A 16,232-nucleotide genomic window follows, 5' to 3' on the forward strand; every position below is an offset into this window, starting at 1 on the left:
TTCAGGTTGCCTCCGGAAAGAGAGGCAGCCTTTTAATTATTTAACCCCAAAAAATATGGCAACTAAAACACCCGAAAACAGCACAACGTCTGCAACAGATAAAAATAAAAAAATGGAAATGGGAAATGCGACTGTAAAAGAGAGCGAAATGAAAAATGCTCCGTTGCATAAATTTTTTGTAGATGCTCTAAAAGATATTTATTACGCTGAGCACAAATTAATAGACGCACTACAGACCATGCATGATGCTGCAACCACAGAAGAACTGAAGGATGCATTTGAAGATCATCAGCTTCAGACCAAAAAACACATCAGCCGTTTAGACAAAGTATTTACACTGATTAATGAAACTCCTGAGCAGAAAACCTGTGAAGCGATGGACGGTCTGATTAAAGAAGGTGAAAAAGTTATTCAATCAACAGACGAAGGCTCTATGACCAGAGATGCAGCGCTTATTATTGCAGCTCAAAAAGTAGAACATTATGAGATCGCAACCTATGGTGGTCTTGTTCAGCTTGCCATTACGATGGGTCATGATAAAGCTGCAGAGCTGTTGGATAAAACACTACAGGAAGAAGAAGATACCGATTACAATCTGACGGAAATCGCAGAGACGAATATTAATTTTGATGCACAGCAGGAAGATTAATAACTATTCATTTTCTTTAATAAGAAGCCATACATAAAGTAATGTATGGCTTCAATTAAGAGATAAAGGTTAGAACTTAAAGGCGGATCCCAACAACTAGGTATTTATAAAATCATCAATAAAAATTACTCATGGAATTCAATACGGTACTTTTAAAAGAAATCAACGAACAGTTGATGTACTGCGATGAGACAATTTCCATTGCCGAAAGTGTGACCGCTGGTTTATTACAGGTTGCATTTTCTGAAATGACCAACTCCAAATTATTTTATAAAGGTGGTGTTACCGTTCACACTCCCGATAAAATCGTCAAGTTGCTGAAGGTAGATATTTCCGAAATAAAAAACTCAAACTGTGTATCCAGCTTTGTAGCAGACACAATGGGTCGTCATGCTTCCAAAATGTTTGATAGTGACTGGTGTATTGCGACCTCTGGCTATTGTACGCCGGAAAGAAATTCCATGTATGGAATATATGCCTATTATTCAATATTATATCGTGGAAAAGTCATTTTTTCAGATAAGCTGGAACTAGATGATAAAATAGATTCTCTTACGGTCAAATTATATTATTGTGAGCACATCTTGCAAAAATTTTTAGGTCAGTTGAAGCTTCATTATATTCTAAAATCTGACCAGCGTGCAGAGTCAAATGCACAGTAATATTCAATCATTAAAACTATTAATATACTTATTTGTATGAAATATCTGCTTCTGATTTTTATGTTGATGTGTAGCAGCATTACTGCTCAGATACTGAATGTGGCTCAGATTCATCAGATCGGGCTGCATACGTTTGATGATTTAGATAATCTCATGGTAAACCAGCATAAGTTTAAGCGTGTGGAAGATGTTGAAGATAATAATCAGAGAGTATATACAAATGACAGTGACCAGCTTGATCAATTGCTTGTGGTTACGGTAATCAGAGATTCGAAAGGTTGTGCTAATGTACTCAGTATTGTTGACAGGTCAGCCGAAAATGTTTTTAAACTAAAAAATGATCTACCGCAAGAAGGTTTTGAATATATAGGTAAAAAAAAGATGTCAGAAGAATTAATTGTATCTCAGTTTAAGAACGGTAAAGTACATATTTTAATCTCTGATACGATCACTTCAGCCGGAGCATATCAGATATTATTGATGTGCAGGTAATAGATAGAATAAGTATTAATCAATATTATCAATTGCATTATGGAAATTTTAGCATGGATCTTTGTAGGAATTGTAGTAGGAATAATAGCCAAATTAATTTTAAGAGATTATTCGGCAGCGTCATGGTTATTGACCATTATACTCGGTGTTATCGGTGCCGTCGCCGGAGGATTCATATCAGCAACTATTGTTTTAGCGACTGATAACCGTTGGGAAATAGGATCGGTAAGTACAACTATAGCAGGAGCCGTGGGATTGCTGATGGTTCACCGCATCATTGAAAAGTACTGATCGTAAACGTTCTTCAAAATTAAATTATTTGAAATTCTACTCAATGTATTCCTTTAAAATTATAATACTAAAAAATATAAACGTTTTATGGAGCCGCAAAAGTTTAGTTATGATAATACAATTGTCAAAGCCTTTTTATATGCTACTGTTGTATTCTCACTCTTCGGATTTCTCTTTGGATTAACGGCTGCTTTACTGCTTTTTTATCCTGAACTTCCGGAATTTTTGTTTGGAACAGATGATGCGACCATCAGATCATTTTCCGCACAAAATATTCAGGGATTAATGAATACCCAGGGAGCGTTCGGATTTGGACGAATCAGGATGCTGCACACCACAAGTGTGATTTTCGCTTTTGTCTGCAATAATGTATTCGTGGGGATATATTATTCTCTTCAGAGATTATTGAAAACCAGAATGTACAGTGATGTACTCTCATGGATCCATTTCTGGTCATGGCAGTTGATGATTGTAGCAGCCTATATCACCTTCTTCATGGGAATCAATACTTCGAAGGAATATGCAGAACATGAATGGCCGATTGATATTTTAATTGCATTTTCATGGATTGTTTTTGGGCTTAATATGTTTCTGACGATTGCTAAACGAAGAGTCAGACACTTATATGTGGCAATCTGGTTTTATGTCGGAACCTGGATTGCATTTATTATGCTCCATATCTTTAACAATCTTGAAGTCCCGCTCAATTATTCAAGCTGGAAATCTTATTCAGTGTATGCAGGAGTAAAAGATGCAGTCGTGCAGTGGTGGTATGGGCATAATGCTGTTGCATTTATTCTTACAACACCGGTACTCGGATTAATGTATTATTTTTTACCAAAGGCAGCAGACCGTCCTGTATTTTCTTATAAACTATCCATTATTCATTTCTGGTCCTTAATATTTGTTTATATCTGGGCAGGACCGCACCATTTGCAATATACCTCAATACCTGCATGGGCTCAGGCGGTCGGGACAGGATTTTCGATCATGCTCATTGCTCCTTCCTGGGGCGGTATGCTGAATGGACTCTTAACCCTGCGTGGTTCCTGGGATAAGGTAAGAGTAAATCCTATCTTGAAATTTTTCGTTGTTGCAGTAACCTGCTATGGGATGGCAACATTCGAAGGACCACTTCTGGCGACTAAAAACATTAATAAAATAGGACATTATACCGATTGGGTGATTGGTCACGTACATGTCGGTGCATTAGGCTGGAATGGTTTCATGGCCTTTGGTGTTATTTATTACCTGATCCCTATTTTGTGGCGTACAAAGCTATGGTCAGTGAAAATGGCCAATTGGCATTTTTATTTGGGAACATTAGGGATTGTTTTTTATGTAATACCCATGTATATTTCAGGTTTCACTCAGGGGCTTATGTGGAAACAATTTAATCCTGACGGTACTTTGCTTTGGAAAAACTGGCTGGATACGGTAACGGCAATTATTCCCTATTTTCAATTACGTTTTGTAGGTGGATTACTGTATTTCACCGGAGGAATATTGATGGTGATTAATTTGGTTGCCACAGTCAGAAAAGGTTCTTTTGAGAAAGATGTACCTGCAGAAGCATTTGCGCTGTCAACGATCAGCAATAAACGTAAAGAAGGGGAGGGAGCTCATCTGTGGCTTGAGCGTATGCCGGTCCTGATGGGTATTTTGTCTCTCCTGGCAATTTCTATCGGAAGTATTACTGAGATTATTCCAACCCTGTCGATGGACAAATCTGTTCCTGTTATTTCGGCAGTAAAACCTTACTCACCATTAGAACTTGAAGGAAGAGATCTTTATATTCGTGAAGGATGCAATGCCTGTCATACCCAAATGGTAAGACCTTTCAGAGATGAAATTATACGCTTCAATGGTAAAAACGGGCAGTATTCTAAAGCCGGAGAATTTATTTATGACAGGCCTTTTCTATGGGGATCCAAAAGAACAGGACCCGATTTGCATAGAGAGGGTGGTAGAAATCCAAGTTCGTGGCATTACAAACATATGTACAATCCAAGATCTACATCTGCAGGCTCTATTATGCCGCGATATCCCTGGTTGATCTCTAACAATTTAAATCGTTCGGGTATGATCAATAAAATTAAGTTGATGAAAAATGTATTCGATGTTCCTTATACCAAAGCTCAAATAGATTCTGCCGATCGATGGGCAGATAATCAGGCAGCAGAAATAGTAGAAGATATTTTCGTTGAAGCGCCCGACCTGAAAAGCGCCTATTCTACCAGACCACCGGGAGAACTCGAAAAAAAAGAAATTATAGCATTGATCTCATATCTCCAAAGACTTGGGATTGATATCAGAACCACTGAAATTAAAACCGCTTCAAACAACTAAATCTAACCTATGAAAAATATGGTCACCTCAATGTTATTGGTGGATAAGGAGCATTATGGAATGTACGAGGTCTTATCTACGATCAGTATTATGCTAATGGTTTTGGCGATCGTTTTATATATTTTCACAAAAAAACATAAGAGAGAGCAGGTTAGGGCGCCGTTGGACGATGAAGAAATCAGATCAGAATCAGACACTAAATCCGAATCTGAATCCCGGAAATGAGTGCGCATGAAATTTAGATATTGTACAAGAATTTGCGAAATCACTTGGGAAAGTTGGCTGTACCGTGTTCAGAACAGGCAAAATGAACAATGATTCTACGACTTTTCAAGAAAGACAGAAGAGTTAGCAACCAACGATAAGAAAAATAATAAACCCAATACTTTAGGGTCAAGATAAATAATAATAAAAATAGCATGAGCAACAAACATAATTTAAATCTTACGCTTAAAATCTGGCGACAAAAAAACAGCCGGACAAAAGGTGGTTTTGAAACGTACACGATTTCAGATATCTCCACTGATTCCTCATTTTTAGAAATGCTGGATACTTTGAATGCCAAATTGATCGACGAGAATAAAGAACCTATAGCATTCGATCACGACTGTAGAGAAGGAATATGTGGAATGTGCTCTCTCTACATCAATGGAAGAGCACATGGACCTGATACGGGAATTGCCACCTGTCAGCTTCATATGAGAATGTTTACCAATAACCAGACAATCATTATCGAACCATGGCGGAGTGTGGCATTTCCTGTGATCAAAGATTTGGTTGTAGACCGAAGCTCTTTTGACAGAATAATGGCTGCCGGAGGTTTTATTTCTGTGAATACTTCAGGAAATACATTAGATGCAAATGCTATTCTGGTGAATAAGGAAGATGCCGAACAGGCAATGGATGCTGCGGCATGTATAAGCTGTGGTGCTTGTGTAGCCACTTGTCCCAACGGTGCTGCGATGCTGTTTGTCGGAGCCAAGGTTTCACATTTTGCATTTCTGCCACAAGGTCAGGTTGAAAGAAAAAGAAGGGTGTTCAATATGGTAAAAGCGATGGACGAAGAAGGTTTTGGCAACTGCTCAGTTATTGGTGCATGTGAAGTAGAATGTCCAAAACATATTTCACTGGATAACATTGCAAAATTGAACAGGGAATATATGAATGCGTGGATCGATAAAAAGTAAGGATAAATCCAGAAGATCGAAAATAGTTATTACCTCAAACGAATAACCACTTTACATTGTTTTTGACGACATCATCATTTGGAAAAACACATAATTTCTGTAATGAAAATTGATGCTGTCTGATATGGGATAGAATTCTTGCTGAATGGTACTTCTTAATTTAGTACTGTTATCATACTGTATGCAAGAAACAAATTCAATATTTTCATCAGTTAAAAATTTTGCATTTTTAACCACAAGAGCAGCAAATATTTTTAATGGCTTTATTGCTTTTAGAAAAGTTTTAGAACAGATAATGGGTTGGTGTTGTCCTGTAATTGTTCTTATCTGTGTTGCTAAATCTTTATAAAGAACATTTTCTGACGAAACACAAAAGGCTTCTCCGGCTATATTTTCTTCCATCAACTGTATAGCAGCTGTTGCTACATCCCGTACGTCAACACAAGATGTGCCTCCCGAGAATGTAAATCTACTTTTTATAAATAGGTCAGGCATTTGCTCTTTTTCTTTTTTCCAGTTTCCACTTCCGATAATCATCCCGGGATTGATAATAATAGTCCGCAATCCCTTTTTATCAGCATTTCTTACCAGTTTCTCACAGATGTATTTACTGACTAGGTACGCAGGATATTTTTTGCAATGATCATCTCTTTTAATCTGTTGTTCTATTTCATCTTTATTTACGTGAAGAACAGCAGCAGAACTTACAAATAAAAATTTGTTTACAGACATAGATCTGCATGCACTTAAAAGATTTCTTGTGCTTATGATTCCGGTTTCTAAAACCTCATCATCATCGTTGGGATCAAAACTTACTTTTGCGGCACAATGATAAACCTCAGTCACACCTTGCAGTGCTTTGTGTAACGACTGCCTGTTATTAAAATCAATCGTGATCCATTCTATCTGATTAAAATAGAAATCTGCATCTGGGGTATACCAATAATAACTTTGCTGAACATCTGACAAATCACTTTGAAGTCTTTTTGATGCTCTCACAGCTTCTCCTTTTTTTAAAAGTTCCAGGACGATGACTCTGCCTAGAACTCCTGTAGCACCTGTTACTAAAATCATGTGTTTGTTTTTAATTGGTAGACATATATCCACATTTTATACGATTGATAACTCACGTCTTGATGGGAAGATGATAACTTAAAATTTTTTAACTTAGGCTGTAGATATAATGATTAAGATTGCCTTTATATCAAAGATAAATCACCTTATATCTAATAACTATGATTTACATCATAATTAATTTTGCGATCAGAAACCCTTTTATAGCGCTTTTCTGCCTTATTATTGTTAAATTTCTTAAAACTGTATTTTAAATGGTCCTTCAAAATAAGTTTCATACGTGTCGAGAAGATTTTCCTTCTGATCATAGACACCTATTTCTATATTCTGTTTCGAGAGTTTCATTTGTTTTTCAGGAAAGCTGATGTTGAGGTTCCCTTTTACAATTTTGTCTCTTTCAACAGATATTTTACTTGATGCACTCAATGCTATTTCACCATGTTGAGGTTCTATTATTCTGATGGTAACAACTTTCTTTTCATTGGTTCTGTTCAGAAAAGTAAAATTGTAGGTGTTTGTTATCTTTCCGTCCCGTATAAAAAATGTGCTTCCTGCAGGCTTAATAAATTTGGTTTCCAGTTCAGCACGGCTGTATAGCAGATATCCCAGAAAACATTGCAAAGCAACCAAAAGTACGATAAAGCCCTTCATTCTCGCACTGAATTTCATAGGTACTCCGGATTCTATTTCCTTTTCCGAAGCATATCGGATGAGGCCTCTTGGTAAACCTGCCTTATCCATAACTTCATCACAAGCATCAATACACGCTGTACAGTTCACGCATTCCAGTTGCTGCCCGTCTCTGATGTCGATTCCTGTAGGACAAACAACTACGCATTGATAACAATCAATACAATCTCCTTTTCCTGCTGCTCTTCGGTCTTCGGCTTTTCTCCATTTTGATCTGTTTTCGCCTCTTTTAAAATCATAAAATACATTGATCGTTTCCTTATCAATAAGCACTCCCTGCAAACTTCCGTACGGACATACCAAGGTACAAACCTGTTCTCTAAACCATGTGAAAACAAAATAAAATACGGCAGTTAAAAAAGTGATAGCAATAAAATTGTTGAGATGCTCAAATGGTCCTTCGAGTACAACCCTGAACACCTCTTTATATCCAACAATATACATGAGCATAATGTGAGTAAATATCAGAGATAATGTCGCATAGATCGTCCATTTTAATCCTCTCTTTCCTATTTTTTCAGAATTCCATTCCTGTCGGTCAAGTTTTATCTGCTTATTTCGGTCACCTTCGATAGCGTATTCAATTTTCCTAAATACATTTTCCAGAATGATCGTCTGTGGGCAGATCCAGCCGCAGAATATTCTACCAAATACAATGGTGAAAATAATAATACATATCAACGATACAACAGCACCTATTGTAAGGATGAAAAAATCCTGCGGATAGAATGGTCGACCGGCAATGTAAAACTGTCTGTTGATTATATCGAGCTGTAAAGCAGGATTGCCATTGATCGTAACAAAAGGTAATGTAAAATAAAAGAACAGAAGGCTGTAAGCCACCATATTTCGGTAATTGGTATATCTGCCTTTAGGTTTTTTAGGGAAAACCCATTTTCTCATACCCGATTGTTCCATGGTTCTGATGGGATCTTTATGAGTTTCCGGCTCTGATAACTGACCTTGACCGCCTTTCAATACATGTGGATGATGATCTTCCATGACCTCTTACTTTCTTATAATTCAAGTTCATTCAAGCAATATAAACTTATGAAGTAGTTTCGTTAATTTTTAGCTCAGATATAGCAGCTCTTTTGCTAAAGTGATCCCTGTAATTCCTGATCTAATGATATTTGTATTGTAACCAGTTTTATCATATTTTGGAATTTGTTCTTTTTCAGCTTTGTTTTCCCAAAAGCTTAAATTACTTCCGTTTCTTTTCATATGAATATATTTTTTGTTATTGTGAATGGTGATTCAAGGCATCCAATTTTGTACTATCAGCCTTTCAAAAAAAGTATAAAATGTATATTGAATGCTATGACAATGGTCACATAAGGTATTTTTAAAGCAATTTTTTTGATACTGGAATTGTTTTAATAGATCATATAATTGAACAAACGAAGAATGCACTAGACAATTGGGTAGATTTATCAAAAAGTTATCGGAAATTAATATTATATAAAATCCTGTTTTTCAACATATCTGTTTTCAGATTTGTACATTTTAAAATATTTTTAAATAGAAAATAATGGTAAGTATTTATTTAGCATTATATTAGAAGGACGAAATTCACGTTCACATCTACGGAAAAGATGTTGCAGCATTTTATTTTGTACTTATGTATCAGAAAGTAAACAATTTAAAATCCTCATCCATCAAATTAAATTTTAAAAAATTAAACAATTGAATAGCATTCTCATTGTAGATGACGAAACAAAGATCAGGACGCTTCTATCACGCATCATCGGTCTGGAAGGATTTGAAGTGTTTGAGGCGAGCAATCTGAAAAGTGCACAAAAACGTCTTGAAATTTCTGATATTGACATTGTAATTTGCGATGTAAAATTACCCGACGGCAGCGGAGTAGAATTTAGTAAAGCAGTGAAAGAGAAGTTTGCAACTACCGAAATCATTCTTCTTACGGCTTTCGGAAATATTCCTGACGGAGTTTTGGCAATCAAAAACGGAGCTTTCGATTATATTACAAAAGGTGATGACAATTCGAGAATTTTGCCTCTTATCTATAAAGCCGCAGAAAAAGTAGCACTCAATAAAAGGGTTTTACATCTTGAAAAACAATTAGATACCAAACAATCATTTAACAGAATTATTGGCAAGTCTACTGTGATTTTAGCCGCTATTTCTTCCGCTCAGAAAGTTGCAGCTACCGATGCTACAGTTTTATTGACGGGAGAAACAGGTACCGGTAAAGAAGTTTTTGCGCAGGCAATTCACCATGCAAGCAAAAGAAGTAAAGAGAATTTTATTGCGATCAACTGTTCCGCTTTTGGGAAAGATTTGCTTGAAAATGAATTGTTTGGTCACAAAGCTGGTGCATTTACAGGGGCATTGAAAGACAGTAAAGGTATTTTTGAAGAAGCAAACAGAGGAACTGTTTTTCTGGACGAAATAGGAGAAATGCCTTTAGATCTTCAGGCTAAACTTTTGAGAGTTTTAGAATCCGGAGAATTTCTGAAAGTTGGAGACAGCAAACCGACCAAAACAGACGTGAGAATCATTGCAGCAACCAACCGGGATTTGGAAGTTGAAATTGAAAAAGGAAATTTCCGTGAAGATTTGTATTACAGAATCAATATTTTTATGATTAAACTTCCTTCCTTACGTGATAGAGTAGCGGATATTGAGATTCTTGTCAACTTTTTTCTTAAAAGTTTTTCGCTTAAAACCGGGAAAAATATAAGTTCGGTTTCATCAGATTATTTAAAGGCTTTAAAAAATCACTCATGGAAAGGAAATATCCGTGAACTCCGGAACGTCATAGAAAGAAGTGTGATTCTTACAGATTCTTCCGAATTAGAGATAGAAAGTCTTCCCATTGATATTTCAGTCGATAACGGCGAAAAAAATTCTACTCAATCAAAAATGATGTCAGCCTTTTCTATGGCAAGTGCCGAGAAAATGCAGATACAGAAGGTTCTTAATCATACCAAAGGCAATAAAGCTGAAGCTGCACGCTTATTGGAAATTGGTATTGCAACGCTGTACAGAAAAGTAGAAGAATATAAAATTTCTTAATAATTTTTTCCATTCTGATAATGACCCTATCATTTTGATAGGGTTTTTCGTGTTTCATACAATTCTTGTTTTGATTTAATGTTTTGTTTTTCAATGTTTTGAGTTGTTATTTTTTGTAAAGGAATAAATCTTGGCATAAGTATTCAAAACAAACTAAAAATGAATCATACAGATGCTGTAAGAGAAATCGTAAAAATCATTCCTCAATCTGAGGAAGAATTTAAAGATTCTTACAAGACAAAAACGCCGTTTATGGTGATCAGTGTTTTCACAAAGCAGATCAAAAAACTGATAAAAACGCATGATCAGAAAATTCTGATGAAGTCGATTGCCAAGATGAATCTGCTTTACAATCAAGGCGATCAGGCGTTGAAGAATGCCATAGAAAACATTTTTGTGTATTCTTTAGACAGTCTCACATTTTGCTGCGAGCCGTCATATAAAGATTTGATTTTTGCGAAAATGTCGCCAAGTCTGCAGAATAACTATTTGAGACAGGTTTATAAATCCGGAATTTAAAAAATATAAGAAAATGAAATCAAAAATCAGAAAAATCGGAGACTGGAAAATGTTCAGATCTATTCGGGAAAAACATGATCTGGAAGTATTAACAATCAATATAGCAGTGATACTTGGAGTATTTGTAGCCGCTGCAGTTCTGCAATACAATTAACAAATAAGATGACAACAATTATTCTATTAGCTATCGCGGTCGTGTTATTCACGTTATTTTACCGAACAGTTGAATATTTTGAAAATATTTAAAATTTTAAAAATGACCAAATTATTTATTATTTCAGTAGCCATATTTATTTACATCTGCTACGTACTCATCAAACCCGAAAAATTTTAAAAACTATAATCAGCAAATGAACCGCAAAATCGCAGATCAGATAAAAGACTGGGGTATTCTTATTTTTTGGATAGGATTTATCATCGCCTTTTTGTATTTGATCATTACCGTAAAAGAGTTTGCATTAATTCAATAATAAAACTATGAACACTGAAATTTTAGGCGTTGTAGTAATGTTTCTCACAACATTGCTATTGGCAATTCCTTTTGGAAAATATATTTCAAAAGTATATTCGGGAGAGAAAACTTTTCTGGATCCCGTTTTTAAACCTGTCGAAAGACTTTTCTATAAAATTTCCGGTATCAATCCGGATAACATAATGAACTGGAAACAACATCTGGTAGCACTTTTAACAACAAATCTTTTGTGGTTTTTTATCAGTATGCTTGTCCTGATGAATATGAGCTGGCTGCCTCTTAATCCGGATGGTAATCCCGATATGTCTCCGGATCTCGCATTCAATACATCGATTTCTTTCTTAGTGAACTGTAATTTACAGCATTATTCCGGTGAAACAGGGTTGAGTTATCTTGGGCAAATGTGGCTGATGTTTTTACAGTTCGTTTCTGCGGCAACAGGTTTGGCAGCTGCGATTGTCGTATTTAAAGCATTCAGAGAAAAATCTACCGAAAAGCTGGGCAATTTTTATGATTATTTTCTCAAGTCAAACACCAGAATTTTATTACCACTTTCATTCATTATCGGCGTTGTAATGGTTTTTCAGGGTATGCCGATGACATTTGAAGGAAAAGATAAAATGATTACGCTGGAAGGTAAAAATGTGGAAGTTTCTACCGGTCCGGTTGCCGCTTTTGTGCCCATAAAACACGTAGGAACCAACGGAGGAGGATTTTTTGGGGTAAACTCTGCTCATCCTTTAGAAAACCCGAACTATTTTACCAATATGGTAGAAATGTTTGCTCAGTTAATAATTCCAATGGCGATGGTTTTTGCTTTTGGCCATTTCATCCGAAGACGAAAATTTGGGTATATGATTTTTGGAGTCATGACGATTGGATTCCTTTTACTCGCTGTACCCACAGTTATTATGGAAATGAATGGCAATCCTGCAATCAGTGACATGGGAATTGATCAGTCACTCGGAGCCATGGAAGGCAAAGAAATCCGTTTTGGTTCTACTGCTTCAGGATTCTGGAGTATTGTAACCACAGTGATTTCTACAGGATCTGTGAACTCAATGCACGACAGCTCGATGCCGCTTTCCGGGATGACACAGATGCTTGCAATGATGGTCAATGCATTTTTTGGTGGTGATGGAGTCGGTATTTTAAATATATTCATCTACATCATTCTTGCGGTGTTCATCAGCGGATTGATGGTGGGTCGTACTCCTGAATTTATGGGTAAAAAGATTGAAGCCCGAGAAATGAAAATTGCCATGATCATCGCATTGCTTCATCCTTTTCTCATTTTGGCAGGAGCATCCATAGCTGCATATTTTCCGGAAGTTGGTACTTCTACACTCAATAATCCGGGCTTCCATGGTTTCAGTGAGGTATTATACGAATACACTTCTTCAGCAGCCAACAACGGAAGCGGTTTTGAAGGTTTGGGTGATAATAATCTTTTCTGGAATATTTCTACAGGAATTGTACTGCTTCTTGGTCGTTTCTTACCCATCATCGGTCCGTTAGCGATTGCAGGATTACTGGCTCAGAAAAAATATATTCCCGAAGGTGAAGGAACATTGAAAACCGATACTACAACATTTGGACTCATGACTTTTGCTGTAATTGCAATCATAGCAGCACTATCATTCTTTCCGGCATTGGCATTGGGACCGATTGCAGAATATTTTTCATTGAAATCGCTATGATTTGGATACTCAACACGGATGAAGATGACACAATTCAATATGACAAATAAAAACAATACCCGTTGTGCATTTTTGCAGATACCGCCAAGTAACTGATAATTAAAGTCTTTGTATTTCTTTACTAAATGAAATGCCCTTGTTTAACTTAAAAAATAAGATTTATTATAAAAAAATTGTCTTTCCTGGCGATAAAAAAACGCAAGGTTATACAAAGAATTGTAAAAATACTGATATCAAGCCAAACAAAGCCGTTTCACTTATTTTCGAAAAACAATAATTCAAAATGCACAACGGGTAAAAACAATATAAATCTACAAATTTAAATAACAGAAATTAAAATGACTCAAAATAAATCTTTGTTTCAAAAAGAATTGGTTCAGGAAGCATTGAAACAGTCTTTTGTGAAACTGAATCCGAAACTGATGTTTAAAAATCCTGTCATGTTTCTCGTATGGCTCGGTACACTGGTGATGTTCTTTGTGAGTATCTGGACGTTGACAGGAGAAAAATCTCAGGGAAGTTTTGCTTACAACTTTACCGTATTCATTATTCTTTTACTGACGGTTCTTTTTGGAAACTTTGCTGAAGCAATTGCAGAAGCAAGAGGTAAAGCTCAGGCAGACAGTTTACGAAAAACAAGAGAAGAAACGCCTGCGAAACTGCAAAATGGAGAAATAATTTCTTCATCTAAATTGCAAAAAGGAGATGTATTTGTCTGTGAAAGCGGCGATATTATTCCATCAGACGGAGAAATCATCGAAGGTCTTGCAACGATAGATGAGAGTGCCATCACTGGTGAATCTGCTCCCGTAATTCGAGAAGCAGGAGGTGACAAAAGTTCTGTAACCGGCGGTACCAAAGTTTTATCAGATAAAATTGTAGTGCAGGTAACGACACAACCCGGAGAAAGCTTTTTAGATAAAATGATTGCTTTGGTAGAAGGTGCTTCAAGACAAAAAACACCCAACGAAATCGCACTGACTATTTTGTTGGCAGGTTTTACATTGGTTTTCATTATTGTCTGTGTTACTTTAAAACCATTTGCTGACTATTCAAATGTCACAATCACCATCGCTTCCTTCATTTCGCTTTTTGTATGTTTAATTCCTACGACAATTGGCGGACTTTTATCTGCCATTGGAATTGCGGGAATGGACAGAGCGTTAAGAGCCAATGTCATCACAAAAAGCGGTAGAGCAGTGGAAACAGCTGGAGATATTGATGTCTTGCTTTTAGATAAAACAGGAACAATAACGATTGGAAACCGTAAAGCAACAAGTTTTTATCCGGCTAATCAAGTCGATGAAAAACAATTGATCAAAGCAGCGGTTTTAAGCTCGATGGCAGATGAAACTCCGGAAGGAAAATCGATCATTGAGTTGGCTCAGATAAATCCTTCAAGCTATGAAATTAACAGTCCGAAATTCATCAAATTTACAGCTGAAACCAGAAGTTCAGGAATCGATTATGACCAAACACGCATCAGAAAAGGAGCAACAGATGCTATCAGAAAAATATCTGAAGCAGCAGGAAATACTTTTCCGCAGGAAACGGATCTTAAAGTAAAAGAAATTTCTCAAAACGGAGGAACTCCATTGGTGGTTTCAGAAAACGAAAGAGTTTTGGGAGTGATTGAACTTCAGGATATCATCAAACCCGGAATCAGTGAACGTTTTGAACGTCTCAGAAAAATGGGTATTAAAACCGTAATGGTTACGGGTGACAATCCTCTAACTGCTAAATTTATTGCCGAAAAAGCGGGTGTAGATGATTTTATCGCAGAAGCAAAACCGGAAGATAAAATGAATTACATCAAAAAAGAACAGCAGGACGGTCGCTTAGTCGCCATGATGGGAGACGGTACCAATGATGCTCCCGCATTGGCTCAGGCAGATGTAGGTGTCGCAATGAACAGTGGAACACAGGCTGCAAAAGAAGCCGGAAATATGGTGGATCTTGATAATGACCCTACAAAATTAATCGAAGTGGTGGAAATCGGGAAGCAGTTGTTGATGACAAGAGGAACACTCACCACATTCAGTATTGCCAATGATGTTGCGAAGTATTTTGCCATTATTCCGGCATTGTTTATTACAGCAATTCCGGCGTTGCAGGGCTTGAATATTATGAATCTTCACAGTCCGGAAAGTGCAATTTTGTCTGCGGTGATCTTTAATGCGATTATTATTCCGATATTGATTCCGTTGGCATTAAAAGGGGTGGCTTACAAACCCATTGGCGCATCCGCATTGCTACGACGCAATTTATTCATCTTCGGATTGGGAGGTGTTATTATCCCATTTATCGGGATTAAAATCATAGACCTCATCGTATCCCTATTCTTTTAAATCTCAACAGGCAGGGCAAGAAGAAACCGTCATCACCAAACCATTTCCTAATATAACAATCTTCATCTTCTTGCCATTTGCTTTTAATTAAATTATTACAAAATGAAACAACATATTTTACCAGCAATTAAGCTTACTGTTTTATGTATCATCCTTTTTACAGTTGTCTATCCGGCATCAGTCTGGGCAATCGCTCAGGTTTCCGGCAACAAAGGGAAAGGAGAAATGATCAGGAATAATGGCAAAACGTATTATGCGAATATAGGACAGTCATTTACAAGCGACACATATTTTAACTCTCGACCTTCAGCCGTAGATTACAATGCAGCTGGTTCCGCCGGAAGCAATAAAGGACCTTCTAATGAAGAATATCTGAAACAGGTTCAGGCTCGCATTGATACGATTTTAATGAAAAATCCAGGAATCACCAAGTCACAAATCCCTGCAGATCTGGTTACGGCAAGCGGAAGCGGATTAGATCCCAATTTCTCTGTACAGGCAGCAAAAGTACAGGTAAAAAGAATTGCCAAGATCAGAAATCTGGATGAAAGAAAAGTGAATATTCTGATCGATGAATATACTGAAAAACCTCTGATCGGATTATTTGGTCCAGAAAAAATCAACGTTCTGAAACTTAATATCGCTTTAGATCAGTTGAGCGGTAAATAATCATCAACCGTTATTTTAATTTTTTATTTAAATTAAATCATCCAAAATCTTCATCATTGGCTTAGAGCCAAATTTTAAAAATATAATAATC

General features: G+C 36.6%; 17 protein-coding genes. 14 read left to right on the forward strand and 3 right to left on the reverse strand.

Going from position 1 to position 16,232, the window contains the following annotated elements:
- Window positions 1–55 precede the first annotated feature (55 nt).
- From ACZZ9T_RS08920 to ACZZ9T_RS08950, 7 genes are all read left to right on the forward strand, one after another.
- Window positions 56–649 (forward strand): YciE/YciF ferroxidase family protein, encoded by a 594-nt coding sequence (locus ACZZ9T_RS08920; RefSeq protein ID WP_463441790.1) that lies wholly within the window; start codon window positions 56–58, stop codon window positions 647–649.
- 131 nt (window positions 650–780) lie between these two features.
- Entirely contained in the window at window positions 781–1,311 is a 531-nt protein-coding gene (locus ACZZ9T_RS08925) for a CinA family protein (protein ID WP_463431414.1), read from the forward strand.
- A gap of 36 nt (window positions 1,312–1,347) precedes the next feature.
- On the forward strand, window positions 1,348–1,803 hold the full coding sequence (locus ACZZ9T_RS08930) for a hypothetical protein (RefSeq protein ID WP_463441791.1): 456 nt from the start codon (window positions 1,348–1,350) through the stop codon (window positions 1,801–1,803).
- A 39-nt stretch (window positions 1,804–1,842) separates the two neighbouring features.
- Window positions 1,843–2,094 carry a GlsB/YeaQ/YmgE family stress response membrane protein gene (locus tag ACZZ9T_RS08935; protein ID WP_463441792.1) on the forward strand — a complete coding sequence of 84 codons (252 nt, stop codon included), beginning with the start codon at window positions 1,843–1,845 and terminating at the stop codon, window positions 2,092–2,094.
- A gap of 87 nt (window positions 2,095–2,181) precedes the next feature.
- The gene (gene ccoO, locus ACZZ9T_RS08940) at window positions 2,182–4,443 is read left to right on the forward strand and encodes a cytochrome-c oxidase, cbb3-type subunit II (RefSeq protein ID WP_463441793.1); all 2,262 of its coding nucleotides are present in this window, start codon (window positions 2,182–2,184) and stop codon (window positions 4,441–4,443) included.
- Between the two features lie 9 nt (window positions 4,444–4,452).
- On the forward strand, window positions 4,453–4,668 hold the full coding sequence (locus ACZZ9T_RS08945; RefSeq protein WP_463441794.1) for a hypothetical protein: 216 nt from the start codon (window positions 4,453–4,455) through the stop codon (window positions 4,666–4,668).
- A 194-nt stretch (window positions 4,669–4,862) separates the two neighbouring features.
- Window positions 4,863–5,630, forward strand: a complete 768-nt coding sequence (locus ACZZ9T_RS08950) for a succinate dehydrogenase/fumarate reductase iron-sulfur subunit (protein WP_463441795.1) — start codon at window positions 4,863–4,865, stop codon at window positions 5,628–5,630.
- Between the two features lie 51 nt (window positions 5,631–5,681).
- On the opposite strand, the gene ACZZ9T_RS08955 is transcribed toward ACZZ9T_RS08950, so the two are convergent.
- The 3 genes from ACZZ9T_RS08955 to ACZZ9T_RS08965 form a co-directional block, all read right to left on the reverse strand.
- On the reverse strand, window positions 5,682–6,704 hold the full coding sequence (locus ACZZ9T_RS08955) for an NAD-dependent epimerase/dehydratase family protein (protein ID WP_463441796.1): 1,023 nt from the start codon (window positions 6,702–6,704) through the stop codon (window positions 5,682–5,684).
- A gap of 237 nt (window positions 6,705–6,941) precedes the next feature.
- The gene (gene ccoG / locus ACZZ9T_RS08960) at window positions 6,942–8,396 is read right to left on the reverse strand and encodes a cytochrome c oxidase accessory protein CcoG (protein ID WP_463441797.1); all 1,455 of its coding nucleotides are present in this window, start codon (window positions 8,394–8,396) and stop codon (window positions 6,942–6,944) included.
- A gap of 69 nt (window positions 8,397–8,465) precedes the next feature.
- The gene (locus tag ACZZ9T_RS08965) at window positions 8,466–8,618 is read right to left on the reverse strand and encodes a hypothetical protein (RefSeq protein ID WP_463441798.1); all 153 of its coding nucleotides are present in this window, start codon (window positions 8,616–8,618) and stop codon (window positions 8,466–8,468) included.
- Window positions 8,619–9,080: 462 nt separating this feature from the next.
- Between ACZZ9T_RS08965 and ACZZ9T_RS08970 the strand changes: the two genes are divergently transcribed.
- From ACZZ9T_RS08970 to ACZZ9T_RS09000, 7 genes are all read left to right on the forward strand, one after another.
- Window positions 9,081–10,433 (forward strand): sigma-54-dependent transcriptional regulator, encoded by a 1,353-nt coding sequence (locus tag ACZZ9T_RS08970; protein WP_463441799.1) that lies wholly within the window; start codon window positions 9,081–9,083, stop codon window positions 10,431–10,433.
- A gap of 159 nt (window positions 10,434–10,592) precedes the next feature.
- The gene (locus ACZZ9T_RS08975; protein ID WP_463431426.1) at window positions 10,593–10,952 is read left to right on the forward strand and encodes a DUF7674 family protein; all 360 of its coding nucleotides are present in this window, start codon (window positions 10,593–10,595) and stop codon (window positions 10,950–10,952) included.
- 13 nt (window positions 10,953–10,965) lie between these two features.
- A complete protein-coding gene (locus ACZZ9T_RS08980; protein ID WP_463441800.1) occupies window positions 10,966–11,106 on the forward strand; it encodes a hypothetical protein in 141 nt (46 codons plus the stop codon).
- Between the two features lie 102 nt (window positions 11,107–11,208).
- The gene (gene kdpF, locus ACZZ9T_RS08985; protein ID WP_463442994.1) at window positions 11,209–11,286 is read left to right on the forward strand and encodes a K(+)-transporting ATPase subunit F; all 78 of its coding nucleotides are present in this window, start codon (window positions 11,209–11,211) and stop codon (window positions 11,284–11,286) included.
- A 143-nt stretch (window positions 11,287–11,429) separates the two neighbouring features.
- Window positions 11,430–13,124 carry a potassium-transporting ATPase subunit KdpA gene (kdpA, locus tag ACZZ9T_RS08990; protein ID WP_463441801.1) on the forward strand — a complete coding sequence of 565 codons (1,695 nt, stop codon included), beginning with the start codon at window positions 11,430–11,432 and terminating at the stop codon, window positions 13,122–13,124.
- Window positions 13,125–13,462: 338 nt separating this feature from the next.
- Window positions 13,463–15,472, forward strand: coding sequence for a potassium-transporting ATPase subunit KdpB (gene kdpB, locus ACZZ9T_RS08995; RefSeq protein WP_463441802.1), 2,010 nt, complete (start codon window positions 13,463–13,465; stop codon window positions 15,470–15,472).
- A gap of 102 nt (window positions 15,473–15,574) precedes the next feature.
- Entirely contained in the window at window positions 15,575–16,141 is a 567-nt protein-coding gene (locus ACZZ9T_RS09000; protein ID WP_463441803.1) for a K(+)-transporting ATPase subunit C, read from the forward strand.
- Window positions 16,142–16,232: the final 91 nt, after the last annotated feature.

The sequence above is a fragment of the Chryseobacterium sp. AC417 genome, from assembly GCF_979258215.1.

Coding starts and splice junctions, on each gene's coding strand:
- ACZZ9T_RS08920 (WP_463441790.1), top strand. CDS start 56: ATGGCAACTAAAACACCCGAAAACAGCACAACGTCTGCAACAGATAAA.
- ACZZ9T_RS08925 (WP_463431414.1), top strand. CDS start 781: ATGGAATTCAATACGGTACTTTTAAAAGAAATCAACGAACAGTTGATG.
- ACZZ9T_RS08930 (WP_463441791.1), top strand. CDS start 1,348: ATGAAATATCTGCTTCTGATTTTTATGTTGATGTGTAGCAGCATTACT.
- ACZZ9T_RS08935 (WP_463441792.1), top strand. CDS start 1,843: ATGGAAATTTTAGCATGGATCTTTGTAGGAATTGTAGTAGGAATAATA.
- ccoO (WP_463441793.1), top strand. CDS start 2,182: ATGGAGCCGCAAAAGTTTAGTTATGATAATACAATTGTCAAAGCCTTT.
- ACZZ9T_RS08945 (WP_463441794.1), top strand. CDS start 4,453: ATGAAAAATATGGTCACCTCAATGTTATTGGTGGATAAGGAGCATTAT.
- ACZZ9T_RS08950 (WP_463441795.1), top strand. CDS start 4,863: ATGAGCAACAAACATAATTTAAATCTTACGCTTAAAATCTGGCGACAA.
- ACZZ9T_RS08955 (WP_463441796.1), bottom strand. CDS start 6,704: ATGATTTTAGTAACAGGTGCTACAGGAGTTCTAGGCAGAGTCATCGTC.
- ccoG (WP_463441797.1), bottom strand. CDS start 8,396: ATGGAAGATCATCATCCACATGTATTGAAAGGCGGTCAAGGTCAGTTA.
- ACZZ9T_RS08965 (WP_463441798.1), bottom strand. CDS start 8,618: ATGAAAAGAAACGGAAGTAATTTAAGCTTTTGGGAAAACAAAGCTGAA.
- ACZZ9T_RS08975 (WP_463431426.1), top strand. CDS start 10,593: ATGAATCATACAGATGCTGTAAGAGAAATCGTAAAAATCATTCCTCAA.
- ACZZ9T_RS08980 (WP_463441800.1), top strand. CDS start 10,966: ATGAAATCAAAAATCAGAAAAATCGGAGACTGGAAAATGTTCAGATCT.
- kdpF (WP_463442994.1), top strand. CDS start 11,209: ATGACCAAATTATTTATTATTTCAGTAGCCATATTTATTTACATCTGC.
- kdpA (WP_463441801.1), top strand. CDS start 11,430: ATGAACACTGAAATTTTAGGCGTTGTAGTAATGTTTCTCACAACATTG.
- kdpB (WP_463441802.1), top strand. CDS start 13,463: ATGACTCAAAATAAATCTTTGTTTCAAAAAGAATTGGTTCAGGAAGCA.
- ACZZ9T_RS09000 (WP_463441803.1), top strand. CDS start 15,575: ATGAAACAACATATTTTACCAGCAATTAAGCTTACTGTTTTATGTATC.